Here is a 26,922-nt window from a genome sequence, read left to right on the forward strand (position 1 = left end):
GCGACCCGCGCCTCCTGCGTCCTCGGCGGAAGCGGCGGTCTCAGCCGATCAGCGAGGGCCGCAGGTCGCGCATCGTGCGCGCCCGTGTCATGCGGGAGGTCGCGACCCAGGTCAGCACGAGCGCGCCGAGCAGCCAGGCCGCCAGCACGCCGGCGTCGCCCCAGGCCGCGGCCGAGCTGCCGCCGTACATCACCTGGCGCAGGCCGTCGGTGGCGTAGCTCATCGGCAGCACGAAGTGGAGGGCTGCGAGCGGGGCGGGCAGGGTCTGCCACGGGAAGGTCCCGCCGGCCGTGACGAGCTGCACGACCATCAGCACCAGGCCGAGGAACTGCCCGACGCTGCCGAGCCAGACGTTGAGCGTCATGATGATCGCCGCGAACGCCGCCGAGGCGAGGGCCATCAGCCCGATCATGCCGAGCGGGTGGGCGACCTCGAAGCCGAGCGCCTGGGTGACGATGACGTAGAGCGCGACCATCTGCACGACGCCGAGCACCACCGGGGCCAGCCAGCCGGCCAGCGAGATGCGCACGGGGGCCTTGACGGCGGTGATGGCCCGCTTCGAGATCGGCTTCACGATCAGGAACAGCGCGTACATGCCGATCCAGGCCGCGAGGCTGATGAAGAACGGTGCCAGTCCCGCGCCGTAGGTGCCGGCACTCGTGAGGGCGGCGTCCTTGACCGCGACAGGGTCGCTGATGGCGCTCGCCTGGTCGTCGCGCGTCCGGTCGGTGCTCGCGGGGATCTCGCCGAGTCCGCTCTGCAGTCCGTCGCGGAGCTGGGTGGTGCCGGTGTCGAGGCTGACGACGCCGTCGCGCAGCGAGGTGGACCCGCTGCTCAGGGTGTCGAGACCGGTCGCGAGGGTCGAGGCGCCCGAGGCGGCGCTCGCCGCGCCCGTGGCGAGTTGCGACGAGCCGGTCGCGGCCGACGAGATGCCCTGGGTCAGGGCCGGTGTGGCGGCGGCCAGGGTCGCGGCACCGGTCGAGACCTGGTCGGCCCCCGTGGCGAGCTGCCCCACCTGGGTGTTCAGCCCCTGGATCTGGGTGTTCGCGTCCTGGAGGGCGGTGGTCAGCGACTCGGTCGCGGGGGCGAAGGTCGCGGCGATCTGCTGGATCTGCTCGTCGGTGTAACCCTGCTGACGCAGGGCTTCGGCGATCTGCTGCTGCGCCTGCTGCTGCGCGGCGGGCAGGCCGGCCGCGGCCGTCGCGCTCGTCGTTGCAGCGTCGGCCACGCCGGTGGCCAGGGCATCGTTGCCGGCCGCCACCTGGGCGGCACCGTCAGCCAGGGTCTGGGTCTGCGCGGGCAGGTCCGTCGTCTGGGTCTTCAGCGTCTGAAGCCCCGTGTCCAGCGCGGACGCCCCCGAGCTGAGCTGGCTCGTCCCGTCGGCGAGGGTGTGGGCCCCGGTCGCCGCGTCGGCCGCACCGTCGGCCAGCTGGTTCGCGCCGGCGACGGCCGAACCGGTGCCGGCGACGAGCTGGTTCGCCCCGTCGACCGCGCTGCCCAGGTTCGTGCGCACGTCGGCCAGGCCGACCAGCAGGCGGCCCGCCGCCTCCTTGCCGACCTTCTCGGTGACCGAGGCCCGGATGGTCTTCGCCGCCTGCTCGGCGATCGTGGACGAGAGGTAGCTGTTGACGTCGCTCGTCGCGAGGGTGATCTGGGCCCGCTTCGGGTCGTCGCCGCTCGCCGAGGTGAGGTCGTCGCTGAAGCCCTTCGGGATCGTGAAGGTGAAGTCGTAGGTCTGGTCGCGCAGGCCCGCCGCGGCCTGGGCGGCCGAGACGACGTGCCAGTCGAAGTCGCCGCCGTCGGTGATCTGGTCGGTGACCTCGTCGCCGTAGTTCACCGTCTCGCCGTCGACCGTGGTCCCTGCGTCGGTGTTCACGAGGGCGGCCGGGATCTGGTCGAGCTTGGCGTAGGGGTCCTGGTTGGCCCAGAGGTACAGGCCGCCGTAGAGCAGCGGCACGGTCATCAGCGCGACGAGTGCCAGGCGGGCGAGCGGGGTGGCGGTGAGGCGCTGCAGCTCGGAACGGACGAGGGCGTAGATCTTCACGGCTGGTCGCTTTCGACGGAGGTGTCGGGGGTGGTGGCGACCGCGGTGTCGTCGGGGGAGGAAGGAGGCGCGGTGTCGGTCTCGGGTACGCCGTCGGTCCCGGCCGGGGCGAACTCGGGCGTGGGCAGCGACTCGATCGTCGCGAGGGCCGCGAACCCGGTGATGGTCAACACGGTGTAGTCGCGGCCGACCATGTCGTGGACGACCGAGAGCCAGGCGGCGACGTCGCCTCCGTGCCGTTCGGGGGTGGTCACGACCAGCCCGCGCACCTCGGGGCGCAGCACCGCCAACTCGCAGAGCAGGCGGACGCGCAGCTCGGTGGGCAGGGCGCTCAGGCGGGTCCGCTCGTGCTCGTCCAGCCCGATCTCCTCGAGCAGCAGACGAGCCGAGTCCTTGTCGGCGCGGAGCCCGGCGAGGGCGAGCTCTTCGCGGGCGACCTGGACGACCGTGAGGGCCGCGAACGGTTCGGCGACGGTGGGGGTGTCGACGAGGGCGAAGGAGGCGCGGATCGCCGCGTCGTCCGCCCGACCGTCGATCGTCACCCGGCCGGTCTCGGGGCGCATGCGGCCCCCCGCGACGAGTGACGCCAGGGTGGGCGCGTTCTCGGTCTCGACCGCGACGAAGCCCGGGACCCAGCGGTCGGCGACCGCGCTCAGCCGGGGGAGTGCCGCGCGGGGACCGTCGCCGATCGCGACGTCGTGCAGTTCGAGTCTCATGCGGGTTCTCCGGTCGGGGGCATCGAGGAGGCGCCGGTCGCCGGTTCGGGAGGGAGCGCGAGTTCGGGGGCGGTCGCGACGAGGTCGCCGGCGGTGCGCCAGTCGAGGCCGACGACGCCGAGCACCGCCAGCATGACGAGCCGGTGGCCCTCGGAGCGGCTGAGCCGCTGCGTCGTGGCCTCGTCGAGCACGGACAGGGCGGCGCCTTCCACCAGGTGGGCCAGCGTGTGGGGAGCGATGTCGTCGCGCATGCGTCCGGATTCCACGCCACGACGGACGACGTCGCGGACGGTCTTCCGCAACGGGGCGAGCGCCTCGCCGACCTCGTGGGCCATCGGGCCGCGCACGGTCAACTGCGCCATGACGCGCACGTGCTCGACCTCGGCCCAGAGTCGGGCGGCCAGGGAGGCGAGTTGCACGACCGGGTCCGCGATCGGTGCCGGTCTCGCGGCGACGCCGATGCGGGCGGCACCGCGCAGGCTGACCTCGCGCACGAGGTCGTCCCGCGTGGCGAAGTGGCCGTAGACCGAGCGTCGGGACAGGCCAGCCTCGGCGGCGATGGCCTCGAGCGACACGGACGGGTCGCGGTTGAGAAGCAGTGCCGCGGCGGAGATCAGTGCGTCGCGGTTCGCGGTGGCGTCGCGGCGTGGCGCACGGGTGGCGCGGACGGGGTCATCGGCGGCAGGCATGACCCGATCGTACTATCTTGCACACCTTTGTGCAAGTTATTTGCCGGGGGATCGTCGGTCAGCGCGAGCGGGGCAGGGTCGCTCGCAGCGCCTCCTCGTAGGCGTCGCAGACGGACTGCCAGGTGTAGGCGTCCGCGGCACGAGAAAGGGCCGCCGCGCTGAGGCTTTCCTGCTCGGCCGGATCGTCGAGCAGCGCGGTGACGGCGGCGGCGATGGCGGCGGGCTCGGGCGCCACGAGGGTGCCGGCTCCGTCGAGCACCTCGCGGTTGTAGACGGTGTCGCGCGCGACGACGGGCGCCCCCGCGAACATGGCCTGCACCAGCGCCGGGTTCGTGCCGCCGACGCTGTGGCCGTGGAAGTAGGCCCCGGCGTGCTGCCAGAGGGCGTGCAGACGATCGTCGTCGCTGACGTGGCCGAGCCAGGTCACGCGGTCGTTCGCCTCGGCCAGTCCGCGCACGAGCTCGTCGAGTTCGCCGCCGTAGCCGGTCGAGCCGACGATGACCACGTCGTGCCGCTCGGCGATCGAGCGGGCCGCCTCGACGAACTCGACGACGGTGTTCTCGGGGACGAAGCGCGCGACGACCAGGGCGTACCCGCGGTGTCGCTGGCCCGGCTCGACCGGCAGGTCGCGGACCGGGTCGCCGCCGTAGGGGATGAACAGGCCGTCCACGCCGAAGTCGGCCTGCCAGCGCCGGACGATCTCGCGGGCGTCGCAGATCAGCCCGTTCGCGAAGCGCGCGCTGGCCTTTGCTCCGAGACGGAACACCGTCTTCGCCGCGCGTCCCCACTTGGCACGCTCCCACTCGATGCCGTCGACGTTGACCAGCACGGGGATGCCGCGCAGCCTGAGCAAGGGCAGCCAGAAGCCGTTGGCCACGTTCATGACGAGGGCCGCGTCGGGCCGGCGCACGAGGGCGTCCAGCACGGCGGTGAGGCCGTAGCTCAGGGTGCTGAGCGATTTGCTCTCGACGCCCTTCGTCAGGCGGGAGGTGACCCGACGGTCGCGGGCGGGGTCGTCGTCGCGGGTCGACCCGTCGCGACCGTAGACCGTGACGTCCCAGCCGGCGTCGACCAGGGCGGGGGCGATCCGGCGCACCGCGGTCTCGAACCCGCCGTAGTAGCTGGGGTAGCCGCGGGTGCCGATGACGGCGACCGACGGTCGATCGGTCGCCGAACGGCGGGGGCGCAAGGGGCGGGCAGTCATCGAGGTCGATCCGTTCGGCCGGTCTTCAGAGCAATGCTCGTAATATACCGGATTCCTGCCCCCTGCTGGTGCCGCCGGGTCGGCCGCCCGACCGGACGGGGCGCGTCGGCGCTCGCGATGCGAACGCCGACGCGCCGGGCTCTAGCCCCGAGCGCCCATCAGGTGCTCGAGGGCGAGCTGCTGCAACCGCACGAAGCCGTACCCGTGTCCGCCGAAGTGGGCGTCGGCGTCGAAGTCCTCGTAGGAGGCGCGGTCGGCGAGCAGCTGCTCGTAGCCTTCACCGTCGGCGAGGGTGTTCACCGAGAGCTCGGCGACCTGGCTGGCGGCCAGGGCCTCCTGCACCTCGGGGTCGGCGCGGAAGGCCTGCGCGCGCTCCTTGAGGAGCAGGTACATCCGCATGTTGGCGGCCGCGGACTCCCACACGCCGTCGATCGTCTCGGTGCGCGAGGGCTTGTAGTCGAAGTGACGTGGGCCGTCGTAGGTCGGTCCGCCCTGGGGCGAGCCGTGCTCGAGCAGGTCGACGAGCGAGAAGGCGTTCTGGAGGTCGCCGTGGCCGAACACGAGGTCCTGGTCGTACTTGATGCCGCGCTGACCGTTGAGGTCGATGTGGAAGAGCTTGCCCTGGTAGAGCGCCTGGGCGATGCCGGCCGTGAAGTTCAGTCCGGCCATCTGCTCGTGACCGACCTCGGGGTTCACGCCGGCCATCTCGGGGTGCTCGAGCGTCTCGATGAACGCGATGGCGTGACCGAGGGTCGGCAGCAGGATGTCGCCGCGGGGCTCGTTGGGCTTGGGCTCGATCGCGAAGCGCAGGTCGTAGCCCTTGTCGAGCACGTACTGCGAGAGCATGTCGACGCCCTCCTTGTAGCGCGAGAGGGCGGCCTGCACGTCCTTCGCGCTGTCGTACTCGGCGCCCTCGCGACCACCCCACATGACGAAGGTCTTCGCGCCGAGCTCGGCGGCGAGGTCGATGTTGCGGAGCACCTTGCGCAGGGCGAAACGTCGCACGCCGCGGTCGTTCGAGGTGAAGCCGCCGTCCTTGAAGACGGGGGCGCTGAAGAGGTTCGTGGTGACCATCGGCACGACGATCCCGGTCGCGTCGAGGGCGCCCTTCAGGCGGTCGATCTGCTTCTGGCGTTCGGCGTCGGTCGAGCCGAAGGCGAACAGGTCGTCGTCGTGGAAGGTCAGCCCGTAGGCGCCGAGGCGGTCGAGGTTCTCGACGGCCTCGACGACGTCGAGCTGCGGGCGGGTCGGGCCGCCGAAGGGGTCCGAGCCGTTGTAGCCGATCGTCCAGAGGCCGAACGAGAACTTGTCTTCGCGGGTGGGGGTGGTGGACATCGGTGTCCCTTCCAGGGTCGAGCGGTCGGTCGCGTGGGGCGATCCCGCCCCGACGCGAATGTTGTGAGCCTCAACATATCCCGTCTTTCGTCGGCGCGGAAGAGGTCGGGGCCATTTGTCGCGGGCTCCCACAAAAGACTTGCGCGCCCCGTCGCGGCTGACGTAGTGTCTCGACCCGCGGCAGTCGAAGCGCTTCCGCACCCGTTCGGCAATCGACAGCGAGGTCATCATGACGACGATCCACGACGTGGCCCAGGCCGCCGGTGTGTCGATCTCGACGGTCTCGTACGCCCTGTCCGGCAAGCGGTCGATCGCGGCGTCGACCCGGCAGCGGGTCACCGACGCCGTCGAGCGGCTCGGCTACCGGCCGCATGCCGGAGCCCGCATGCTCGCCGGTGCCCGGACCAACATCCTGGCGCTCAGCGCGCCGATCCGGCCCGACAACCACCAGCCCACCCAGATGCGGTTCGTCACCGCCGTCGTCGAGGCGGCCCGTCGTCGGGACTACGACGTGTTGCTCCTCGCCACCGACGACGAGGTGTCCGGCATCCGGCGCGTGGCCTCGAGCTCGCTCGTCGACGGCGTCGTCGCGATCGGCGTCGCGACCGTCGACGAGCGCGTCGACCTCGTGCGCGAACTCGACCTGCCGGCCGGGTTCATCGGCATCCCGCAGGGCGTCGACGACCTCGCCTGCATCGACCTCGACTTCGCGGCCGCAGCCGCCGAGAGCGTCGACCGTCTTGCCGACGCCGGGCACCGGACCATCGGCGTCATCGGTCACCCGGCCTCCTACGGCGAGCGCGACACCGGCTTCATCCGACGTTTCGACGACGCCTTCGCGGGCCGGGCCGACAGCCGCGGCGTCGAGACGCTGACCGTGGCGGCGGACCTTGGGCGGGCGTCGGCCGTCCGGGCGTTCGACGACCTCCGCGAGAGGCTGCCCGGCATGACCGCGCTCGTGCTGCACTGCAGCGAGCCCACCGCCGAGGCCGTCCTCCAGCGCGTCCGCCGCCTCGGGCTCGAGATCCCCCGCGACCTCTCGGTGCTGGCGGCCTGTGCCAGCTACCCCGCCGACGAGTTCGAGCCGGCCCTCGACACCATCCCGCTGCCGATCGACGAGATGTGCTCGCGGGCGGTCGGGGCCGCCTTCGAGCGGATCGACGGTCGTCTCGACACGGGCGTCGAGTTGATCGCGCCCACCTACCTGGCGAAGGGCTCGGTCTCCGGGCCGGCCCGCGCCTCCTGAACCCCCACCGACCGCACCACCGCACCACCGCACCACCGTCATCCGACGGCCAGATCACATCGCTCCACGCCGATCGTCGAAACGCTTCGACGATCGGCACGGGGCCTCTACGAGGAGGTAGACACATGAAGAAACGACGCATCGTCGCCGTCGGGGCGGCCCTCGCGGCCACCGCGGCGCTGCTGACCGGGTGCTCGGCAGGCAGCTCGGGGTCGTCCGACCCCGACGTGCTGAAGCTCTGGCACTTCGAGAGCGAGACCAGCGCCATGGGCATCGCCTGGGACCAGGCCATCACGACCTTCGAGGAAGAGACGGGTGCGAAGGTCGAGTTCGAGGAGAAGAGCTTCGAGCAGATCCGCTCGACCGCGAGCCAGGTGCTCAACTCGAACGAGGCGCCCGACATCCTCGAGTACAACAAGGGCAACGCCACGGCGGGCCTGCTCGCGAGCCAGGGGCTGCTCGCGAACCTCGACGACGCCGTCGACGAGTACGGCTGGGACGACGACCTCGCCCCGTCGATCGCCACGACTTCGAAGTACGACGAGAAGGGCGTCATGGGCTCGGGCAGCTGGTACGGCATCCCGAACTACGGCGAGTACGTCGAGGTGTTCTACAACAAGGACGCCTTCGCCGAGCAGGGCATCGCGGTGCCCACGACGTACGACGAGTTCGAGACGGCCCTGCAGACCTTCGCCGACGCCGGCATCACGCCGCTCGCCGAGGCCGGTGGCGAGTACCCGCTCGGGCAGTTGTTCTACCAGCTGGCCCTCTCGAAGGCCGACCGTTCGTTCGTCGACGACTACCAGCTCTACGAGGGCGACGTCGACTGGCAGGGCCCCGAGCTGACCTACGCCGCCGACAAGCTGAAGGAGTACGTCGACAACGGCTGGATCTCGAAGGACGTCACCGGCATCAAGGCCGAGGACATGGGCACGACCTTCATGAGCGGCGGGGCGCCGATCATGGTCTCCGGCAGCTGGTGGGCCGGGCGGGTCGCCGACGAGGCGACCTTCGACTGGGGCACGTTCCTGTTCCCCGGCAGCGACATGGCACCCGGGTCGGGCGGCAACCTCTGGGTCGTCCCCGAGAACGCGGCCAACAAGGACCTCGCGTACGAGTTCATCGACATCACGATGCGCCCCGAGATCCAGAACCTCATCGGCAACAACGGCGGCGTGCCGGTCAAGGCCGACCCGGCCGACATCACCGACCCGAAGAGCCAGGAGCTGATCGCGAACTTCAACACCCTGCTCGACCGTGACGGCCTGGCGTTCTACCCGGACTGGCCCACGCCGACCTTCTACGACCAGCTGGTCGCCGGCACCCAGGAGCTCGTCAACGGCACCGCCACGCCGGACGAGATGCTCACCACCCTGGGCGACCAGTACCAGAGCGGCGTCGACGACATCACCGGGAAGTGACCGTGACCTCCCTCGACACCCGCCCCGGTGCCAGGGAGGCGCGCCCCCGTCGCGAGGGCCGACGCACGTCGTCGGCCCTCCCGCCGGAGGAGAGCCTCCTGCCCGGAGCCCGCCGCGCGGGCTTCTGGCTGTACCTGATCCCCGGCTTCGTCCTGTTCGCGGTCGTGATCCTGGTCCCGCTGATCTGGAACGTCTACCTCAGCTTCACCGACTACCGGGGCATCCGCCCGCCGACCTGGGCGGGGCTCGACAACTGGCGCGAGCTGATGAGCGACGACCGCTTCTGGACGTCCTTCCTCAACAGCGTCTTCCTCATCATCGCCATGGTGGTGGTCCCCACCGTGCTGGGCCTCCTGCTCGCCGCGATGCTGTTCGACCTGATCGGTCGGAAGTTCGGCGGGCGTCTGGCGTCGTTCCTGCGGGCGACCTACTACCTGCCGCAGATCCTGCCCGTGGCGATCGCCGCGATCGTCATCGGTTGGATCCTCCGACCCGAGAACGGTGCGCTCAACACCGTCCTCGACGCGGTGGGGCTGGGCGCCCTGCAGCACAACTGGCTCGGCAGCCCCGACACCGCGCTGCTCAGCATCATGGTGGTGATGGTCTGGGTGCAGCTCGGCTATCCCGTCGTCATCTTCATGGCCGCACTGCAACGGGTCGACCCCGAGCTGTACGAGGCCGCCGAACTCGACGGCGCCGGCTGGTTCCAGCGGTTCCGGGCGATCACGGTGAGCATCATCCGCCCCGAGATCTTCGTCGTCGTGCTGACCTGCACGATCGCCGCGCTGAAGGTGTTCGGACCGATCTACGCCCTGACCCGCGGCGGCCCCGGCGACTCGACGATCGTGCCGAGCTACTACGCGTACAGCGAGTTCTTCCAGAGCCAGCAGGTCGGCTACGGCGCGACCATCGCGACGGCGCTGACGCTCGTCATCGTCGTCATCACCATCTTCTTCATCCGGGCACAGAACCGGGTCGAACGAGCAGAGAGGGAACGCTGATGGCCACGACCGTCGTGCCGCCGGTGAAAGACGACCGCATCCGTCCCGCGGTGCCCAGCCCGCGCCTCCCGAAGGCCACGCGCCGGAAGAAGAAACGAACGGCCACCGACTGGCTGATCCTCGCCGCGGCGATCGCCTTCGGCGTGCTGATCGCCCTGCCGTTCCTGTTGATCTTGGTCAACTCGTTCAAGTCGCCCGCCGACTACACGACCGGAGGCCCGCTCAGCCTGCCGACGTCGCTGTACTTCGACGGCCTCGTCGACTTCTGGAACCGCGTCGAGTTCCCGGCGAAGCTCTGGAACAGCTTCGTGATCGCCGGGCTGGTGGCCCTGTTCGCCGTGGTCATCTCGGTGTTCAACGCCTACGCGCTCGGCATCGGCCGGGTGCGCGGTCGCACCTGGATCATCGTGCTGTTCCTGCTCGCGAACATGCTGCCCCAGGAGGCCCTGCTCTACCCGCTGTACTTCATGTTCAAGCAGGTGGGCCTCTACGACAACATCTGGGCGGTCATCATCATCTTCACGGTGATCCAGAGCGCCTTCGGCACCTACCTGCTCTCGAGCGTGTACGGCACGTTCCCGAAAGAGGTCCTCGAGGCGGCGTCGCTCGACGGGGCGAGTCGGTGGCAGATCCTCTGGCGGGTCATCGTGCCGATCAGTCGGCCGACCCTGTCGGTGCTCGCGATCTTCTTCTTCATCTGGACGTGGAACGAGTTCCTCATCCCGCTCACCTTCCTGGTGTCCAACGGCAACCAGACGGTCCCCGTCGCCATCACCGCCCTGCAGGGCGACCGGCTGATGGACGTCACCACGACGAGCGCGTCGGCCCTGCTCGGGTTGATCCCCACGCTCGTCTTCTTCCTGATCTTCCAGCGCACCCTGACCCGCGGCATCACGGCCGGCGCGGTCAAGTGACGCGTTCCACCCCGAAAGGCTCCACATGAAGTTCACCGACGGTTTCTGGCAGATCCGCCCGGGGGTCGAGTCCCTCTTCGCCCAGGAGGCCCACGACGTCGAGCCCCGGGCGGACGGACGCTCGATCGAGGTCACCGCACCCACCAAGGTGATCGGCTCGCGGGGTGACACCCTCAACCGCCCGACGCTCACGATCGCGCTGAGTTCGCCGATGGAGGGCGTGATCGCCGTCGACGTCACGCACTTCGCCGGTGGTCGTGACGAGATCGGGTTCGACCTGGTGGGCTCCGAGGGCGGCCCCGCCGGAGTCGGGGTCGTCGAGACGAGCGAAGGAGGCGCGACCCTGACCTCGGGACGCCTCACGGCCACGGTCGGTCGCGGAGCGCCGTTCGAGCTGACGTTCCGCGACGGCGACACCGTGCTCACCCGGTCGGGCCACAAGTCGGTCGGCTACCACCGGGTCGCCGCGGACGCCCGGGTCGACGGGGCGATGCTCGGCAACGCCCGGGCCGGCACCGGACGCGTCCTTGCGCCGAGCTACGTCTCGCAGCAACTCTCGCTGGGCGTCGGCGAGCTCGTCTACGGCCTCGGCGAGCGGTTCGGCCCGCTGGTCAAGAACGGCCAGACGGTCGACGTGTGGAACGCCGACGGTGGCACGTCGAGCGAGCAGGCCTACAAGAACGTCCCGTTCTACGTCACGAACCGCGGATACGGCGTCCTGGTCGACCACCCGGGTCACGTCTCGTACGAGATCGGCTCCGAGTCGGTCGAGCGGGTGCAGTTCTCAGTGGCGGGCGAGACCCTGCGCTACCTGGTGATCGCCGGCCCGACGCCCGCCGACGTGCTCGACCGGTACACGCGCCTGACCGGTCGGCCGGCCCACGTGCCGGCCTGGTCGTATGGCCTCTGGTTGTCGACGTCGTTCACGACCGACTACGACGAGGCGACGGTCACGGGCTTCGTCGACGAGATGGCCCGCCGCGACATGCCGATCAGCGTGTTCCACTTCGACTGCTTCTGGATGCGCGAGTTCCAGTGGTGCGACTTCGAGTGGGACCCCCGCGTGTTCCCCGACCCCGAGGGCATGCTCGCCCGGCTGCACGAGCGCGACCTGCGCGTCTGCGTCTGGATCAACCCGTACATCGGTCAGCGCTCGGCGCTGTTCCGCGAGGCGGCCGAGGCCGGTTACCTCGTGCGGAACCCCGACGGCAGCGTCTGGCAGTGGGACCTCTGGCAGGCCGGCATGGGCCTGGTCGACTTCACGAACCCCGAGGCGACGGCCTGGTTCCAGGGGCACCTGCGTCGGCTGCAGGCCCAGGGGGTCGACGCGTTCAAGACCGACTTCGGCGAGCGCATCCCCACCGACGTCGTCTGGCACGACGGCTCCGACCCCGAGCGCATGCACAACTGGTACACGCAGCTCTACAACCAGGCGGTCTTCGAGGTGCTCGAGGAGGTGCGCGGCGAGGGCGACGCCGTCGTCTTCGCCCGCTCGGCGACGACGGGTGGTCAGGCGCTTCCCGTGCACTGGGGTGGCGACTCGACGTCCACCTTCGAGTCGATGGCCGAGACCCTCCGCGGCGGACTGTCCCTGGCCATGAGCGGCTTCTCGTTCTGGAGCCACGACATCGGCGGCTTCGAGGGGACTCCCGACGCCGAGGTCTACAAGCGGTGGACGGCCTTCGGCCTGTTGTCGAGCCACAGCCGGTTCCACGGCAGCTCGTCGTACCGGGTGCCGTGGGCCTTCGACGACGAGGCCGTCGAGGTCACCCGCCGCTTCACGAAGCTGAAGCTGTCCCTCATGCCCTACCTCTACGCCGCCGGGCTCGCGTCGTCGCGCTCGGGACTGCCGGTCATGCGTCCGATGGCCCTGGCCTTCCCCGGCGACCGCGGCGCCGCCCACGTCGACACGCAGTACCTGCTCGGAGACGACCTGCTGGTCGCACCGGTCTTCTCAGCCGACGGCACCGTAGAGGTCTACCTGCCGGCGGGGCGCTGGACGAACTGGTTCACCGGTGAGGTCGTCGACGCGGGGTCCGGGGCGTGGCGCACCGAGCGACACGACGTCATGAGCCTGCCGCTCTACGTGCGCGAGGGGGCGGTGATCCCGGTCGGCGCGCGGGACGACCGGCCCGACCACGACTACCTCGACGGTCTCGTGCTGAGGGTGTTCCCCGGGGGTGACGGCACCCGCTCGATCACGGTGACCACGCCCACCGGCGAGTCCGCCGACTTCGTCGTCACGCGGTCAGGAGGCGCGGTGTCGGTCGACACCGCCGCCACCGGCTGGCGGGTCGACGAGGTCTGACGCCGGGGCCGGGGCCGGGGCCGGCGGGCGACTCAGGCACCGGGCGGCGTGGCGTCCTCGACGCGCCGCCCGGCGAGGTCGAGGTAGCCTCGACCGACGAAGGGGCGCGGGCGTGACGACTCAGCAGGGCGACGGTGAGGGCGCAGCGGCTCCCGACCTCGGTGCGCGGTTCGACCGGGTCCGGCGGGACAACCTCGCGACGGTGCTCGGCATCGTCCACACCGACGGGGCCGCGTCGCGGTCGGCCCTCACCCAGGCGACCGGGCTCAACCGGTCGACGATCGCGGCGCTCGTGGGTGAACTCGTCGACCGGGGACTCGTCGTCGAGACCGACCCGGTCGGCACCAACCGGGTCGGGCGGCCCAGCCCGGTCGTGGCGCCGGACCCCCGTGTCGTCGCGATCGCGGTCAACCCCGAGATCGACGCCGTCACGGTCGGCGTGGTCGGGCTCGACGGCGTCGTGCAACATCGCGTCCGTCGCGAGACCGACGGGGTGCCCAGCGCGCCCCGGGCCGCGGCGCTCGCCGCCGAGGTGATCGCCGGGCTGCGCTCCGGCGCACTGTCTCCCGACGTGCGGGTGCTCGGGGTGGGTCTCGCGGTCCCCGGGCTGGTCGGCTCCGACGGGGGAGTCGTGCGGCTCGCCCCGCACCTCGGGTGGATCGACGAGCCGTTCGCGGCGGTCGTGGCGTCCGCGACCGGCCTGCCGACCCGCGCGGCCAACGACGCGTCGCTCGGTGCGATCGCCGAGGGCCGCTTCGGCGCCGGGCGGGGCGTCGACGACCTCGTGTTCCTGAACGGCGGTGCGAGTGGTGTCGGCGGGGGAGTCCTCATCGGTGGCAGTCCGGTGACCGGCGTGGGGGGTTTCGCCGGCGAGATGGGGCACACCCTCGTCAACTCCGTCGGCGAGCTCTGCCACTGCGGCGCCGTGGGGTGCCTCGAGACCGAGGTCGGTCAGGCCCGGTTGCTCGCCGTCACCGGACTCGACCGTGGTCAGGCCGACCAGCTGGACGCGGCGCTCGCCGGCGCCGAGCCCGGGTCGCCCGTGGCCGTCGAGGTGCGGCGTCAGATCGACTTCCTGGCTGTGGCCCTGCGAGGCGTCGTGAACTCGTTCAACCCCGAGCTGATCGTGCTCGGCGGCTTCCTCGGATCGCTGCACGCGGCCGACCCCGGCCGCCTGGCCGAGCGGGTCCGCGGTCAGTCCCTGCCCGGTGCCCGCGACGACGTGCGGATCACCCGTGCCGCGCTCGGCGTGGACCGGCTCACGATCGGCGCGGCCGAACTGGCCTTCGCCGCCGTCTTGGCCGACCCTGCGTCCGTGACCCGCGCCTCCTGACGTCGTCGTCGTGGCGTTCGACCCGCCACGAAGTGAACGACACGCCACGCAATCGGGTGGCGGGTTGCTTACCTCGTGGCGGGCAGGCGGGCAGGCGGGCAGGCGGGCAGGCGGGCAGGCGGGCACGCGGGCACGCGGGCACGCGGCGCTGCCCGCCCCCGCGTCAGGCGTGCGTGTGCGGCTCGGAGTTCGCCCACACCGACGCCGCGGCGACGCCGGCCAGTTCGACGCTGCCGACCGCCCGGTCGTGCGCGTCGGTCAGCACGACCTGCAGCGAGCCAGCGTAGTCGCGACGCTCGCCGACGCGCACGTGGGCGCCGACCCGCAGGTCGAGCGAGCTGAGGTAGCGCAGCAGCTCGGGTTCGTCGTCCGAGACGCGCACGACGAAGCCGCACTCGCCCTCGACGAAGTCGCCCAGCGGATGGGCGGCAGGCCGTACGACCGTGCCGTCGGCCGCGGGGATCGGGTCGCCGTGCGGGTCGGCCGTCGGGTGTCCGAGCTCGACGTCGAACCGGTCGAGCAGTCGATCGCTGACGGCGTGCTCGAGCACCTCGGCCTCGTCGTGCACCTCGTCCCAGCCGTAACCCAGGCGTTCGACCAGGTACGTCTCGATCAGCCGGTGTCGCCGGACCATCGACACGGCGATCGCACGGCCCGCGTCGCTCAGGGCGATGCGCCGGTAGGGCTCGTAGTCGAGGTAGCCGTCGCGGTCGAGCTTGCGGAGGTTGCCCGAGACGGTCGACGCGCTCACGCCGAGCGTCGCGGCGATCTCGTTGGTCGAGATGCCGGCGCCGACTCCTGCCTCGGCCCACTCCTCGGCCTTCCAGATGACCTTGAGGTAGTCCTCGGCCATGGTGGTGCGCGTGCTGGCCGGGTCGCTGGGCATGGTCCGATCCTAGGCGGCGCCACCCGCGCCTCCTGCTGTCGTCCGCGCCCGGCGCACCGGGGTCACGGGCGGGGCAACGACCCCAGCCCCTGCGCGGCCCGGTAGCGCTCGCCGACGGCGGGTCGCAGGTCGGCCTCGAAGGAGGCGCTGGTCGCCGGGGTCCAGGTCGGTCGCGTCCCCGAGAGGGCCCAGCCCGCCTGTCGTGCCGCGCCGTCGGCGACGTACTCGCCCGGCTCGGGCACGACGACGGGCAGGTCGAACACCTGGCGGGCGACGGCCTGGACGGCCGGGTTCAGCGCGGCCCCGCCGATGAGGAGGACGCGGGTGGCCTGGACCCCCTGTCGGCGGACGGCGGCGGCACCGTCGGACAGTGCCGACAGCATGCCCTCGACGGCGGCGCGGGCCAGGTTCTCGCGGGTGGAGTTCGCCAGGGTCAGGCCCGAGAGCGTCGCCGTGGCGTCGGGCAGGTCGGGGGTGCGTTCGCCCTCGAAGTAGGGCACGAGCGTGACCCCGCCGGCGCCGGGCTCGGCCGCGAGGGCCAGACGGGCCAGTTCGTCGTGGTCGACGCCGAGCAGTCCGCCGACCGACGACAGCACCCGCGCCGCGTTCAGCGTGGCGACCAGGGGGAGGTAGCCACCCGCGGCGTCCGCGAAGCCGGCCACCGTGCCGCCGGGGTCGGTCACGGGCCGGTCGGTGACGGCGAAGGCCGTCCCGCTCGTGCCGATGCTGATGACGAGGTCGCCGACCGTGGCGTCGAGGCCGAGGGCCGCCCCGGCGTTGTCGCCCGCGCCGGCGCCGACCACGATGCTGGCCGGGATCGGGCCGTCCGCGACCGTCGTCCCGGCCGCCTGGTCGGCCTGCAGCACCCGCGGCAGCACGACGCGCCCGGCGTCGTCCGCGGGGGAGCCGGTGGCCTCGCGTGCCCCGCGACCGAAGGCGTGCTCGAAGAGCTCGAGGTCGTACGCCTCGTTGGTGGGGCTCCAGTACGAGGTGCCGCTGGCGTCCGAGCGGTCGGTGACGAGGGCGTCGAGGTCCGGCCCGAGCGGGCTCTCGTCGGCGGGACCGAAACCGAGGAGGCGCCAGGTGAGCCAGTCGTGCGGCAGGGCCACCGCGGCGACCCGCGCGGCGTTCTCGGGCTCGGCGTCGCGCAGCCAGCGCAGCTTGGTCGCGGTGAACGACGCGACGGGGACGGAGCCCGTGCGTCGGGCCCACTGCTCGGCCCCGAGCTCGTCGATCAGGTCGCGGGCGGCCGGGGCGCTGCGGGTGTCGTTCCAGAGCAGGGCGTCGCGGACGACGCGTCCCTCGGCGTCGAGGGCGACGAGGCCGTGCTGCTGACCGGCGACCGAGAGCGCGGCGACGTCGTCGAGGCCGCCGGCGTCCGCGATCGCCGCGAGCAGCGCCTCCCACCAGGCCGCCGGGGGCACCTCGGTGCCCTGGGGATGCCCGGCCGACCCCTGCCGGACGAGTTCGCCCGTCGAGAGATCACGGACGACGACTTTGCAACTCTGGGTCGATGAGTCGACCCCGGCGACGAGACTCATGGGCACAGTTTGTCGTACGTGACCACAAATGGCCACCGGCGGTGTTCCGCGGGTCGCGCGCCGCGCCTCCGTGACGGGTCCCGGGCCGTCCGGGCGGCCCGGACGAGCCTGTCGGTAGACTCAAGTGCACCTCACCCGGTGCGTTCCCCCGACGTGAGGAGAAACCCATGCCAGCAGTGGTGATCATCGGAGCCCAGTGGGGCGACGAGGGCAAGGGCAAGGCCACCGACCTGTTGTCGAGCCGCATCGACTACGTCGTCAAGTTCAACGGCGGCAACAACGCCGGCCACACCGTGGTGATCGGCGACCAGAAGTACGCGTTGCACCTGCTGCCCTCCGGCATCCTCTCGCCCGGCGTGACGCCCGTCATCGGCAACGGCGTCGTCGTCGACATCGAGGTGCTCTTCGACGAGCTCGACGCGCTGATCGCGCGCGGCATCGACGTCTCCCGGTTGCGGGTCAGCGCCAATGCGCACGTCATCACGCACTACCACCGCACCCTCGACAAGGTGACGGAGCGCTTCCTCGGCAAGCGCCAGATCGGCACCACCGGTCGAGGAATCGGCCCGACCTACGCCGACAAGATCAACCGCGTCGGCATCCGCGTGCAGGACATCTTCGACGAGGGCATCCTGCGGCAGAAGGTCGAGGCGGCCCTCGACCAGAAGAACCACCTGCTCGTCAAGATCTACAACCGTCGCGCGATCGAGGTCGACGAGGTCGTCGAGTCGCTGCTGTCGTACGCCGAGCGACTCAAGCCGATGGTCGCCGACACGGCGCTCGAGATCCACCAGGCGCTCGAGGCCGACAAGACCGTCCTCTTCGAGGCGGGCCAGGCGACCATGCTCGACGTCGACCACGGCACCTACCCGTTCGTCACCTCGTCGTCCGCCACCGCAGGAGGCGCCTCGACCGGCTCGGGCATCGGGCCGGGCCGCATCGAGCGCGTCATCGGCATCGTCAAGGCGTACACGACCCGCGTCGGCGCCGGGCCGTTCCCGACCGAGCTCTTCGACGCCTCGGGCGAGTTCCTCCGGGCCAACGGCTTCGAGTTCGGCACGACCACCGGCCGTCCTCGCCGCTGCGGCTGGTACGACGCCCCGATCGCGCGCTACACGGCGCGGATCAACGGCGTGACCGACTTCGTGCTGACCAAGCTCGACGTGCTCACCGGCCTCGAGACGATCCCGGTCTGCGTGGCCTACGACGTCGACGGCGTCCGGCACGACGAGGTCCCCGTCTCGCAGAGCGACTTCCACCACGCGACGCCGATCTACGAAGAGTTCCCGGGGTGGAGCGAAGACATCACGGGGGCGCGCGACTTCGACGACCTCCCGAAGGCCGCGCAGGACTACGTGCTCGCCGTCGAGGCGATGAGCGGCGCCCGCATCTCGGCGATCGGCGTGGGCCCGGGCCGTGACGCCATCGTGCAGCGGCACGACCTGCTCGGCTGAGCCGCGCTACCACACTCACCCGCCACCGAGCCAACTCCCAGAATCTAGGTATGGTCTTCTCCTCATGACACTCGACATCGCCTACACCGCCATCGCCCACGCCACCGGTGGGGGTCGTGACGGCCACGTCCGCAGCGAAGACGACCGACTCGACTTCGACACGCGGCCCCCCAAAGAACTCGGTGGCTCCGGCGAGGGCACCAACCCCGAGCAGCTGTTCGCGGCGGGCTTCGCGGCCTGCTTCCTCAGCGCCATGCACGGCGCCGGCAAGAAGCTCGGCGTCGACACGAAGGACGCCGAGGTCTCGGCGAGCGTCGGCATCGGCGGCAACGGCGAGGGTGGATTCGGCCTCGCGGTCGAGCTCGACATCTACACGCCGAACGTCGAGCCCGAGCGTCGTCAAGAGCTGGCCGACGCGGCTCACCACGTGTGCCCGTACTCCAACGCCACGCGTGGCAACGTCGAGGTCACGCTCACGCTGGTCGACTGATCCCGGCCGGGCCGACCCGGCCGCGAAGGAGGCGCGTCCTGCGAGAGCGGGACGCGCCTCCTTCGTCCGTGGCGGTCCGTCGGCGGCCCCGTCGTCGGGCGCGCCGATAGGGTCGGTGCATGGCACTCGACAGTCCTCTCGGGGCGGACAGCCCCCTCAGCTCGGCCGACCAGGGCGCGATCGACGAACTCGCGGGCATCCGCCAGAGCATCGACAACATCGACGCCGCCCTCGTCCACATGCTCGCCGAACGGTTCAAGTACACGCAGTCGGTCGGCCTGCTCAAGGCGGCGGCGGGCATGCCGGCGAGCGATCCCGAACGCGAGCGCGTGCAGATCCAGCGCCTGCGTCGCCTGGCCGAAGAGGCCCGGCTCGACCCGGCCTTCGCCGAGTCCTTCCTGAACTTCATCGTCGCCGAGGTGATCCACCACCACGAGCGCATCGCCGCCGGCGACGACCCCACCGCCGGCCGCGCATGAGCGACCTCGGCCCGTCCGGCCCCCAGCGTCTCTACGTCGGTTCGTACACCGCGGTCAGCGGTGGCCACGGCCTCGGCATCACCGTCCTCGAGCGGTCGAGGGCCGACGGTCGCTGGCAGGCCGGGCAGGTCGTCGAGGCCGACGACCCGTCGTTCCTCGTCGTCACCGAGGGGGCCCTGCACGCGGTCGCCGAGACCAACGAGGGCCGCGTGCTGTCGTACACGATTGCCGCGGGCCGCCTGGTCGAGGCCGGCGTCGCGGCGTCCGGCGGTGCCTCGCCCTGCCACATCGCCCACGACCCGGCCTCGAACGCCCTGCTCGTCGCGAACTACGTCGGCGGCACCTTCGGCGTGCTCAGCTCCGAGGCGACCGACCCGGCACGCGTGACGGCGACCGTCGCGCTCCCGTCGGGTTCCGGCCCGGTCGCCGACCGCCAGGGCGGGCCGCACGCCCACCAGATCGTCGCGACCCCGTGGGGCACCCACCTGGTCAGCGACCTCGGCACCGACCGGCTGGTCGAGGTCGCCGTCGACGTCGTCACGCTCGAACCGTCGATCGTCGGCGTGCACCCGATGCCCGCCGGCTCGGGCCCGCGGCACCTCGCCTTCCTCGGCGACGACCTGCTCGTCGTGGGCGAGCTCGACGCCCGTCTGTACGTCGTCCGGAGGCAGGGTGACGACCTCGTCATCCCGTACTCGGTGGCGGTCGTCGAGGGCGAGCCGGACGAGCGGGGAGACCTCCCGTCGCACCTGGCCGTCCACGGCTCGAGGGTCTACGTCGCCACGCGCGGCCGCGACACGATCAGCGTGCTCGAGACCTCGGTCGACGCCGAGGGCGGGTCCGACGGCGGCGAGCCCTCGCGGCTCCGCCTGGTCGGTCAGGTGCCGTGCGGCGGCGAGTGGCCGCGGCATTTCACCATCGCCGACGGCCTGCTCTATTGCGCCAACCAGGGTTCCGACACCGTCTCGGTGCTGCCCGTCGACGAGGCCACCGGTCTGCCCGGGGCCCCCGTCGACCTGTTCACCCTCGGCAGCCCCGCCTGCATCGTCGCCGTCTGACCGGACCGCAGGAGGCGCGGGTCAGCGTCGCGGCACGAGCCGCTGCAGCACGGCGATGACGTCGTCGATCGACGTGTCGTGGCGCGGGTCGCCGCCCGAGTCCACCGGTGAGAAGGGCCGCGGCGTGAAGTAGAGCCCGTCGGAGACGAGCGACACCACCCGGGCGACCGCGGGGTCGCCGACGGCGTCGAGGACGACCTGGTGCCAGCGGGACTGCATGGCGGTGAGGGCCTCGAGTGCCCGGGGGTGGCGTCCGCTCGACGCGAGGTTCGAGACGGCGGTGATGCAGCGGTCGAGCGGGTCGTCGGCCGGGATGGCCGCGGGTGACGAGGTGCGGACGAAGTAGTCCACGACGCCCTCCGGCGCGCTGGTCATCGCCGCGACGTCGTCGTCGAGCAGCGCGGTGAGGCGGTCGACGAGGGCGTCGACCAGCGCCTCGCGCGTGGGGAAGTGGTAGAGCAGGCCGCCTTTCGAGACCCCGGCCGCGGCGGCCACGGCATCGAAGGTCGCGGCGCGTTCGCCGTCGTCGACGACGAGCGTCTCGAACGTGTCGAGCATCGATTCCCGGGCTGACGGTCGAGGGCTCATTCTGTTACTGTACCGTCTGGACGGTGTAACTGTACCGTCCGGACGGTCAGCACCCGCGCCTCCTGCCCTCGTCGGGCCGCCGACGCCAGGCGGTGCGCGCACCGATCGACCCACCACTCCACCGACCGCGAGAGAACGCCATGCCCCGCCCCGCCACCGTCACCGCCACGACCCCGACCGGCGTCCCGCCGCGTGCCGGCCGACGACAGTGGGCCGCGTTGGTCGTGCTCATGCTGCCGGTGCTGCTCGTCTCGGTCGACAACACGGTGCTGGGCTTCGCCCTGCCCGAGATCTCGACCGCACTGCAGCCGAGCGCCGCGGGCCAGCTCTGGATCGTCGACGTCTACTCGCTCGTCCTCGCCGGCCTGCTCGTGGCCATGGGGTCGATGGGCGACCGGTTCGGCCGCCGCAAGCTGCTGCTGACCGGTGCGAGCGGATTCGCCGTGGTCTCGGTGCTCGCCGCGTTCTCCACGAGCGCCGAGCAGCTCATCACGGCACGAGCCGTGCTGGGCTTCTTCGGCGCGATGATCATGCCGGCGACCCTCTCGCTGCTGCGCAGCACCTTCCTCGACCGTGAGCAGCGCCGGCTCGCCATCGCCGTCTGGGCCTCGGGCTTCGCCGCCGGATCGGCCCTGGGCCCGATCGTCGGAGGCGTGCTCCTCGAGCACTTCGCCTGGGGCTCGGTGTTCCTCGTCGCGGTGCCCGTGCTCGTCCCCCTGCTGATCGCCGGCCCGCTGCTGCTCACCGAGAGCCGCGATCCCGCGCCGGGGCCCGCCGACCCGTTCTCGGTGCTGCTGTCGCTCGCCGCCATGGCGCCGGTCGTCGCGGCGATCAAGCTGCTCGCGACCGAGGGCTTCGTCTGGCCCGTCGCCGCCCTGGCGGTGGTCGGCGTGGGCTCGGGCTGGCTGTTCGTCCGGCGTCAGCTCGCCCGCCCGCGTCCGCTGCTCGACGTGCGGCTCTTCACGAACCCGGTGTTCGCCGGATCGGTCCTGGTCAACCTGCTCGCCGTCGTGGCGCTCGTGGCCTTCCTGTTCTTCACGACCCAGCACCTGCAACTCGTCGTGGGGCTGCGGCCGTTGCAGGCCGCGCTGACGCTGGTGCCCGGTCTCACGGTGATGATCCTGGCGGGCCTCGGCGTCGTGCGGGTCGTCCGGTGGCTCCGCCCGCGCACCATCGTCGCGATCGGCCTCGCCTCGGCCGCGCTCGCCTACGCGGCGGTCTTCGCCACCGGCGCCGGGGCCCCCGTGGTCGTGTTCGTCGTGGCCTTCGCCTTCGTCGGCCTGGGCGTCGGCGCGGCCGAGACGATCTCGAACGACCTGATCATCGCGGCCGTGCCCGCGAACCGGGCCGGGGCCGCCTCGGCGGTGTCCGAGACCGCCTACGAGGTCGGTGCCGTCCTCGGAACCGCCGTGCTCGGCAGCATGTTGACCGCCATCTACCGGGGTGCCCTGGTCGTGCCCGCCGGCGTGCCCACCGAGGCGGGCGAGGCGGCCCGCGAGACCCTGGGAGGCGCGGTGGCGGTCTCCGACGGGCTGCCCGACTCGCTCGCGGGCCCCCTGCTGCACGCCGCCACCGACGCCTTCGACCACGGTCTCGTCGCCACGGCCGGGGTCGGGGCACTGGTGATGGTCGCCGCGGTGGTGGTCGCCCTCACGACCCTCCGCCGCGCCTCCTCGGCCGACTGAGGCCCCGGGCCGTCCGGGCCACCCCGGCACGGGTGGCCCGAGCCGGCCGCAGCGCCCGCGCGGCCCACCTGCCCACGGGTAAAGTGTGGCGAGCCCCCCGAGACGCCAGGAGAACCATGCCCCGCACCGTCAGACTCGCCGCCATCCCCGGAGACGGCATCGGCCCCGAGGTGGTCGCGGAGGCCCTCAAGGTGCTCGAGGTCGCGGCCGGCGACGACGCGACGTTCGAGGTCACGACCTTCTCGCTGGGTGCGGCGCGCTACCTCGAGACGGGCGACATCCTGACCGACGACGACCTGACGGCCGTCGCGTCGCACGACGCGATCCTGCTGGGAGCGGTGGGCGGCGACCCCCGCGACCCGCGACTGGCGGGCGGCATCATCGAGCGTGGCCTGCTGCTGAAGCTGCGCTTCGCCCTCGACCACTACGTCAACCTGCGGCCCACCAAGGTCCACCCCGGCGTCCCGTCGCCGCTCTCGGCGCCCGGCGAGGTCGACTTCGTCGTCGTCCGCGAGGGCACCGAGGGTCCCTACGTCGGCAACGGAGGCGCGCTGCGGCAGGGCACGCCGCACGAGATCGCGAACGAGGTCAGCGTCAACACGGCGCACGGCGTCGAGCGCGTCGTGCGTTTCGCCTTCGAGAAGGCCCGCGGTCGTCGTGGGCACCTGACCCTCGTGCACAAGACCAACGTGCTCGTGTTCTCGGGCAGCCTCTGGCAGCGCACGGTCGACGCCGTGGCCGCCGAGTACCCCGACGTCGCCGTCGACTACCAGCACGTCGATGCGGCCACCATCCACCTCGTGGTCGACCCCTCCCGGTTCGACGTCATCGTCACCGACAACCTCTTCGGCGACATCCTCACCGACCTCGCCGGCGCCATCAGCGGCGGCATCGGGCTCGCGGCATCGGGCAACCTCAACCCCGACGGCGCTTTCCCGAGCATGTTCGAGCCCGTGCACGGCTCGGCCCCCGACATCGCCGGTCAGCAGAAGGCCGACCCGACGGCGGCGATCCTCTCCGTCGCCCTCCTGCTCGACCACCTCGGCCTGCCCGACGCGGCCGCCCGCGTCACCCGGGCCGTCGACGCCGACATCGCCGACCGCGCCTCGCGTGACGCGTCCGTCCCCGCCCGCCGCACGGACGAGATCGGCACGGCGATCGCCGACCGCGTGCGCACCCTGTCCCCGTCTGCCTCCGCCTGAAGGGCATCATGACCACCACCGACAACGTCTCCGCCCCGACCGACGACTCGGCCGACTTCCCGCTGCAGTTCGAGCTGACGCCGTCCGAGACGGCACGCGACGACGCCGAACGCGAGACGATCCTCAGCGACCCCGGCTTCGGCAAGCACTTCACCGACCACATGGTGACCATCGAGTGGACCCTCGCCGACGGGTGGCACGCGGCGTCCGTCCACCCGTACGGCCCGCTGCAGCTCGACCCCTCGGCGTCGGTGCTGCACTACGCGCAAGAGATCTTCGAGGGCATGAAGGCCTACCGGCACGCCGACGGTTCGGTCTGGTCGTTCCGGCCGGACGCCAACGGTCGCCGCCTGCAGCGCTCGGCCCGCCGACTCGCGCTGCCCGAGCTCAGCACCGACGACTTCGTCGAGTCGGTCCGCCAACTCGTGCGGGCCGATCTCGACTGGGTGCCGTCGGCCCCCGAGACGAGCCTGTACCTCCGGCCGTTCATGATCGCCACCGAGGCGTTCCTGGGGGTCCGGGCCGCCCATGAGGTGTCGTACCACGTCATCGCGAGTCCCGCCGGGGCCTACTTCAGCGGCGGCGTCTCTCCGGTCTCGATCTGGCTGACCACGAACTACGCCCGAGCCGGCAAGGGCGGCACGGGTGCGGCCAAGACCGGCGGCAACTACGCGTCGTCCCTGCTGCCGCAGCAGGAGGCCTACGAGAACGGTTGTCAGCAGGTGCTGTTCCTCGACTCGTCCGAGAGCAACTACATCGAAGAGCTCGGCGGGATGAACGTGGTGCTCGTCAAGAAGGACGGCACCCTCGTCACTCCCGACAGCGACTCGATCCTCGAGGGCATCACGCGCGACTCGATCCTCGAGTTGGCCGAGGCCCGGGGCCACCGCGTCGAGCGTCGTCGCGTGACGATCGACGAGTGGCGTGACGGCGTCGAATCCGGTGACATCGTCGAGGTCTTCGCGTGCGGCACGGCTGCCGTCGTCGTCCCGATCGCCGAACTCAAGGGCGAGGGCATCCACATCGGGTCGCCCGCCGCGACCGGTGGAGAACTGACCATGTCCCTGCGCGAAGAGCTGACCGACATCCAGTACGGCCGCCGTCCCGATGTCCACGGCTGGATGACTAGGCTCGACGCGTGAAGATCGCCCGTTTCGCCACGCCCGGAGAAGACCCCCGCTACGGCATCGTCGACGAGCGCGAGCTCATCGTCCTCGCCGGTGATCCGATGTACAGCGGGTACGAGACGACGGGCGAGCGGGTGTCCCTGCGTCAGGCCAAGCTGCTCGCGCCGGTGATCCCGCGGTCCAAGGTCGTCGGAGTCGGCCTGAACTACCAGGACCACGCCGACGAGCTCGGCCAGTCCGCGCCCGAGGCGCCCATCCTGTTCCTCAAGCCCAACACGACGGTCATCGGTTTCGGCGACTCGATCCAGCTCCCGCCCGACGTCGGCCGGGTCGACTTCGAAGGTGAACTCGCCATCGTCATCGGGTCGATCGCCAAGCGCGTGAAGGCCGAGGACTACCAGGACGTGGTGTTCGGCTACACCGTCGCCAACGACGTCACGGCCCGCGACGTGCAGAACGCCGACGGCCAGTGGACCCGCGCGAAGGGCTACGACACCTTCCTGCCCCTCGGCCCCTACATCGAGAACGAATTCGACTGGACGGACGCCACCATCGAGACCCGGGTGGACGGCGAGGTCATGCAGCGCGAGTCGACGATGCAGATGATCCACAAGATCCCCGAGCTGATCGAGTACGTCACGGACGTCTTCACCCTGCTGCCGGGGGACGTCATCCTGACCGGCACGCCCGCCGGCATCGGTCCGTTCACGGCGGGCCAGACGGTCGAGGTCGCGATCTCGGGCCTCGGCTCGTTGATCAACCCCGCCAAGAACCGGGTCTAGGCCCGCCCGGTGAGCCCCGCCGCCGTCGACGCGCCGCCGCGCGCGAATCCGGTGCCGGGGCTCCTGCTGGCCGGGGTCGCCTACGGGGTGGCGTGGGGCCTGCACCTCGTGTCGCCGGCGGTCCCCGTCCTGACCTGGTGCGTCCTGCTCGGCATCGCGGCCGCCCAGATCCGGCCCCTCCGCCCGGTGATCGACGGCAGCGGCAAGCCCGGACTGACCTTCGCCTCGAAGCGACTGTTGCGCATCGGCGTCGTGTTGCTCGGGCTCCAGCTCAGCCTCGTCGACGTCGCCGGACTCGGGTGGGCGACGGTCGTCGTCGTGATCGCGATCCTCGGGCTCACCTTCGCGGTCACCTACCTGCTCGGCCGATGGGCCCGGCTCCCCGGTGACCAACCCCTCCTGCTCGCGGCCGGCTTCTCGATCTGCGGGGCGTCGGCGATCGGCGCGATGAGTGCCGTGACCCGCGATCGCGGCAAGGACGCCGCGACTCCCGTCGCTCTGGTCACGTTGTTCGGCACGCTCGCGATCGCCGTCCTGCCCCTGATCGGAGGGTGGGTCGGTCTGACCGACCTCGAGTTCGGTGCCTGGGTGGGGGCGAGCGTGCACGACGTCGGTCAGGTCGTCGCCACGGCGCAGACCGCCGGAGCGGCCGCACTCGCGATCGCGGTCATCGTCAAGCTCACGCGGGTCCTGATGCTCGCCCCGATCGTGGCGATCACGTCGACCGTGGTCCGCCGACGGGGTGCCGACGCCGGCGCCCGGCCGCCGATCGTGCCGTTGTTCGTCGTCGGCTTCGCCGTCGCGGTCGTCGTCCGGACGGTGATCCCGGTTCCGGAGGCGCTGCTCGCGATCGCGGGGACGGTCCAGTCGGTCCTGCTCGGGCTCGCACTCGTCGGCCTCGGGTCGGGCATCCGCCTCGAGCGCCTCGTCCGCACCGGCGGCCGCGCCTTCCTCGTGGGCCTGGCCTCGTGGATCGTCATCGCCTCGGTATCCCTGGGCGCCGTGCTCGTGCTGCCCCTGGGGTAGCGGCGGCGTCCCCGCGGGGACGTGGCGGGCGACACGCCCGGGATGCACGAAGTTTGGCCATACCCGTCTCGGGCTGCGTAAAGTAATCACTTGTCACCCCAAAGGTGCGGGCGGAGCGAAGCTTCCCCGGCCCTCAAGTGGGACCAACTTCCAAGTCCTCGAGTTGCTTCACAGCCTCGGACCAAGTGAGTTGCGAACACTGATCAAGATGATGTAGAGTTACGGCTCGTTCCGCAAGGGACGTCGGCACGGTCTCGGCATCGTCGGTCAGTGCAAAAGGTTACAGAACTGCTCAGGGCAAAGGTCTTTCAAGGCTGGGTCCCTGGTGCGTTTGGTCCTTGAGAACTCAACAGCGTGCACATTGTCAAATGCCAAATTATACCCTGGCATTGC

At 71.4% G+C, this 26,922-nt stretch carries 23 protein-coding genes; 15 read left to right on the forward strand and 8 right to left on the reverse strand.

The genetic code is table 11. The annotated features are described in order from the left end of the window. Window positions 1-40 precede the first annotated feature (40 nt). The 5 genes from QRN23_RS14040 to xylA all read right to left on the reverse strand — a co-directional run bounded on the left by QRN23_RS14040 (window position 41) and on the right by xylA (window position 5,988). Entirely contained in the window at window positions 41-2,044 is a 2,004-nt protein-coding gene (locus QRN23_RS14040; protein ID WP_055978250.1) for a YhgE/Pip family protein, read from the reverse strand. Beyond that, entirely contained in the window at window positions 2,041-2,760 is a 720-nt protein-coding gene (locus tag QRN23_RS14045; RefSeq protein ID WP_285063882.1) for a hypothetical protein, read from the reverse strand. Before QRN23_RS14045 ends, QRN23_RS14040 begins: the two co-directional genes overlap by 4 nt. Continuing rightward, on the reverse strand, window positions 2,757-3,449 hold the full coding sequence (locus QRN23_RS14050) for a TetR/AcrR family transcriptional regulator (RefSeq protein ID WP_056049609.1): 693 nt from the start codon (window positions 3,447-3,449) through the stop codon (window positions 2,757-2,759). The genes QRN23_RS14045 and QRN23_RS14050 overlap by 4 nt, the downstream gene beginning before the upstream one ends. A gap of 58 nt (window positions 3,450-3,507) precedes the next feature. Next, the gene (locus QRN23_RS14055) at window positions 3,508-4,653 is read right to left on the reverse strand and encodes a glycosyltransferase (RefSeq protein WP_055978255.1); all 1,146 of its coding nucleotides are present in this window, start codon (window positions 4,651-4,653) and stop codon (window positions 3,508-3,510) included. A 141-nt stretch (window positions 4,654-4,794) separates the two neighbouring features. Next, window positions 4,795-5,988 carry a xylose isomerase gene (xylA, locus tag QRN23_RS14060; RefSeq protein WP_055978258.1) on the reverse strand — a complete coding sequence of 398 codons (1,194 nt, stop codon included), beginning with the start codon at window positions 5,986-5,988 and terminating at the stop codon, window positions 4,795-4,797. A gap of 229 nt (window positions 5,989-6,217) precedes the next feature. Here xylA and QRN23_RS14065 point away from each other — a divergent pair, with 229 nt between their 5' ends. The 6 genes from QRN23_RS14065 (at window position 6,218) to QRN23_RS14090 (ending at window position 14,211) form a co-directional block, all read left to right on the forward strand. Then, the gene (locus tag QRN23_RS14065) at window positions 6,218-7,234 is read left to right on the forward strand and encodes a LacI family DNA-binding transcriptional regulator (protein ID WP_055978259.1); all 1,017 of its coding nucleotides are present in this window, start codon (window positions 6,218-6,220) and stop codon (window positions 7,232-7,234) included. A gap of 125 nt (window positions 7,235-7,359) precedes the next feature. Further along, window positions 7,360-8,655 (forward strand): ABC transporter substrate-binding protein, encoded by a 1,296-nt coding sequence (locus tag QRN23_RS14070; protein WP_123570876.1) that lies wholly within the window; start codon window positions 7,360-7,362, stop codon window positions 8,653-8,655. A gap of 2 nt (window positions 8,656-8,657) precedes the next feature. After that, on the forward strand, window positions 8,658-9,656 hold the full coding sequence (locus QRN23_RS14075) for a carbohydrate ABC transporter permease (protein WP_082454854.1): 999 nt from the start codon (window positions 8,658-8,660) through the stop codon (window positions 9,654-9,656). Next, a complete protein-coding gene (locus QRN23_RS14080; protein WP_159825772.1) occupies window positions 9,656-10,570 on the forward strand; it encodes a carbohydrate ABC transporter permease in 915 nt (304 codons plus the stop codon). Before QRN23_RS14075 ends, QRN23_RS14080 begins: the two co-directional genes overlap by 1 nt. A 25-nt stretch (window positions 10,571-10,595) precedes the next feature. Further along, on the forward strand, window positions 10,596-12,878 hold the full coding sequence (gene yicI, locus QRN23_RS14085) for an alpha-xylosidase (RefSeq protein ID WP_285063884.1): 2,283 nt from the start codon (window positions 10,596-10,598) through the stop codon (window positions 12,876-12,878). Window positions 12,879-12,990: 112 nt separating this feature from the next. Beyond that, entirely contained in the window at window positions 12,991-14,211 is a 1,221-nt protein-coding gene (locus tag QRN23_RS14090; protein WP_285063885.1) for an ROK family transcriptional regulator, read from the forward strand. Between the two features lie 163 nt (window positions 14,212-14,374). Here QRN23_RS14090 and QRN23_RS14095 read toward each other — a convergent pair whose 3' ends face one another. Beyond that, complete coding sequence (locus QRN23_RS14095; RefSeq protein ID WP_055978265.1) at window positions 14,375-15,097, reverse strand: metal-dependent transcriptional regulator; 723 nt, start codon at window positions 15,095-15,097, stop codon at window positions 14,375-14,377. A 62-nt stretch (window positions 15,098-15,159) separates the two neighbouring features. Further along, on the reverse strand, window positions 15,160-16,638 hold the full coding sequence (locus tag QRN23_RS14100) for a xylulokinase (RefSeq protein WP_285063886.1): 1,479 nt from the start codon (window positions 16,636-16,638) through the stop codon (window positions 15,160-15,162). Window positions 16,639-16,805: 167 nt separating this feature from the next. Here QRN23_RS14100 and QRN23_RS14105 point away from each other — a divergent pair, with 167 nt between their 5' ends. From QRN23_RS14105 to QRN23_RS14120, 4 genes are all read left to right on the forward strand, one after another. After that, on the forward strand, window positions 16,806-18,092 hold the full coding sequence (locus QRN23_RS14105; RefSeq protein WP_055978268.1) for an adenylosuccinate synthase: 1,287 nt from the start codon (window positions 16,806-16,808) through the stop codon (window positions 18,090-18,092). A gap of 64 nt (window positions 18,093-18,156) precedes the next feature. Beyond that, entirely contained in the window at window positions 18,157-18,582 is a 426-nt protein-coding gene (locus tag QRN23_RS14110; RefSeq protein WP_055978271.1) for an organic hydroperoxide resistance protein, read from the forward strand. A gap of 119 nt (window positions 18,583-18,701) precedes the next feature. Then, the gene (locus QRN23_RS14115; protein WP_082452693.1) at window positions 18,702-19,061 is read left to right on the forward strand and encodes a chorismate mutase; all 360 of its coding nucleotides are present in this window, start codon (window positions 18,702-18,704) and stop codon (window positions 19,059-19,061) included. Further along, window positions 19,058-20,119 carry a lactonase family protein gene (locus tag QRN23_RS14120; protein WP_055978273.1) on the forward strand — a complete coding sequence of 354 codons (1,062 nt, stop codon included), beginning with the start codon at window positions 19,058-19,060 and terminating at the stop codon, window positions 20,117-20,119. Before QRN23_RS14115 ends, QRN23_RS14120 begins: the two co-directional genes overlap by 4 nt. A 21-nt stretch (window positions 20,120-20,140) precedes the next feature. On the opposite strand, the gene QRN23_RS14125 is transcribed toward QRN23_RS14120, so the two are convergent. After that, on the reverse strand, window positions 20,141-20,707 hold the full coding sequence (locus QRN23_RS14125; RefSeq protein WP_043593162.1) for a TetR/AcrR family transcriptional regulator: 567 nt from the start codon (window positions 20,705-20,707) through the stop codon (window positions 20,141-20,143). A 140-nt stretch (window positions 20,708-20,847) separates the two neighbouring features. Here QRN23_RS14125 and QRN23_RS14130 point away from each other — a divergent pair, with 140 nt between their 5' ends. The 5 genes from QRN23_RS14130 (at window position 20,848) to QRN23_RS14150 (ending at window position 26,529) form a co-directional block, all read left to right on the forward strand. Next, window positions 20,848-22,392, forward strand: a complete 1,545-nt coding sequence (locus QRN23_RS14130; protein ID WP_285063887.1) for an MFS transporter — start codon at window positions 20,848-20,850, stop codon at window positions 22,390-22,392. A gap of 116 nt (window positions 22,393-22,508) precedes the next feature. After that, entirely contained in the window at window positions 22,509-23,594 is a 1,086-nt protein-coding gene (locus QRN23_RS14135) for a 3-isopropylmalate dehydrogenase (protein ID WP_055978277.1), read from the forward strand. A gap of 8 nt (window positions 23,595-23,602) precedes the next feature. Next, entirely contained in the window at window positions 23,603-24,736 is a 1,134-nt protein-coding gene (locus QRN23_RS14140; RefSeq protein ID WP_055978278.1) for a branched-chain amino acid aminotransferase, read from the forward strand. Then, complete coding sequence (locus QRN23_RS14145; protein WP_285063889.1) at window positions 24,733-25,503, forward strand: fumarylacetoacetate hydrolase family protein; 771 nt, start codon at window positions 24,733-24,735, stop codon at window positions 25,501-25,503. Before QRN23_RS14140 ends, QRN23_RS14145 begins: the two co-directional genes overlap by 4 nt. A 9-nt stretch (window positions 25,504-25,512) precedes the next feature. Further along, on the forward strand, window positions 25,513-26,529 hold the full coding sequence (locus tag QRN23_RS14150) for a YeiH family protein (RefSeq protein WP_285063890.1): 1,017 nt from the start codon (window positions 25,513-25,515) through the stop codon (window positions 26,527-26,529). Window positions 26,530-26,922 lie beyond the last annotated feature (393 nt).

It is taken from the genome of Frigoribacterium sp. ME-P-080 (assembly GCF_030209595.1).
In the GTDB taxonomy this organism is placed as follows: domain Bacteria; phylum Actinomycetota; class Actinomycetes; order Actinomycetales; family Microbacteriaceae; genus Frigoribacterium.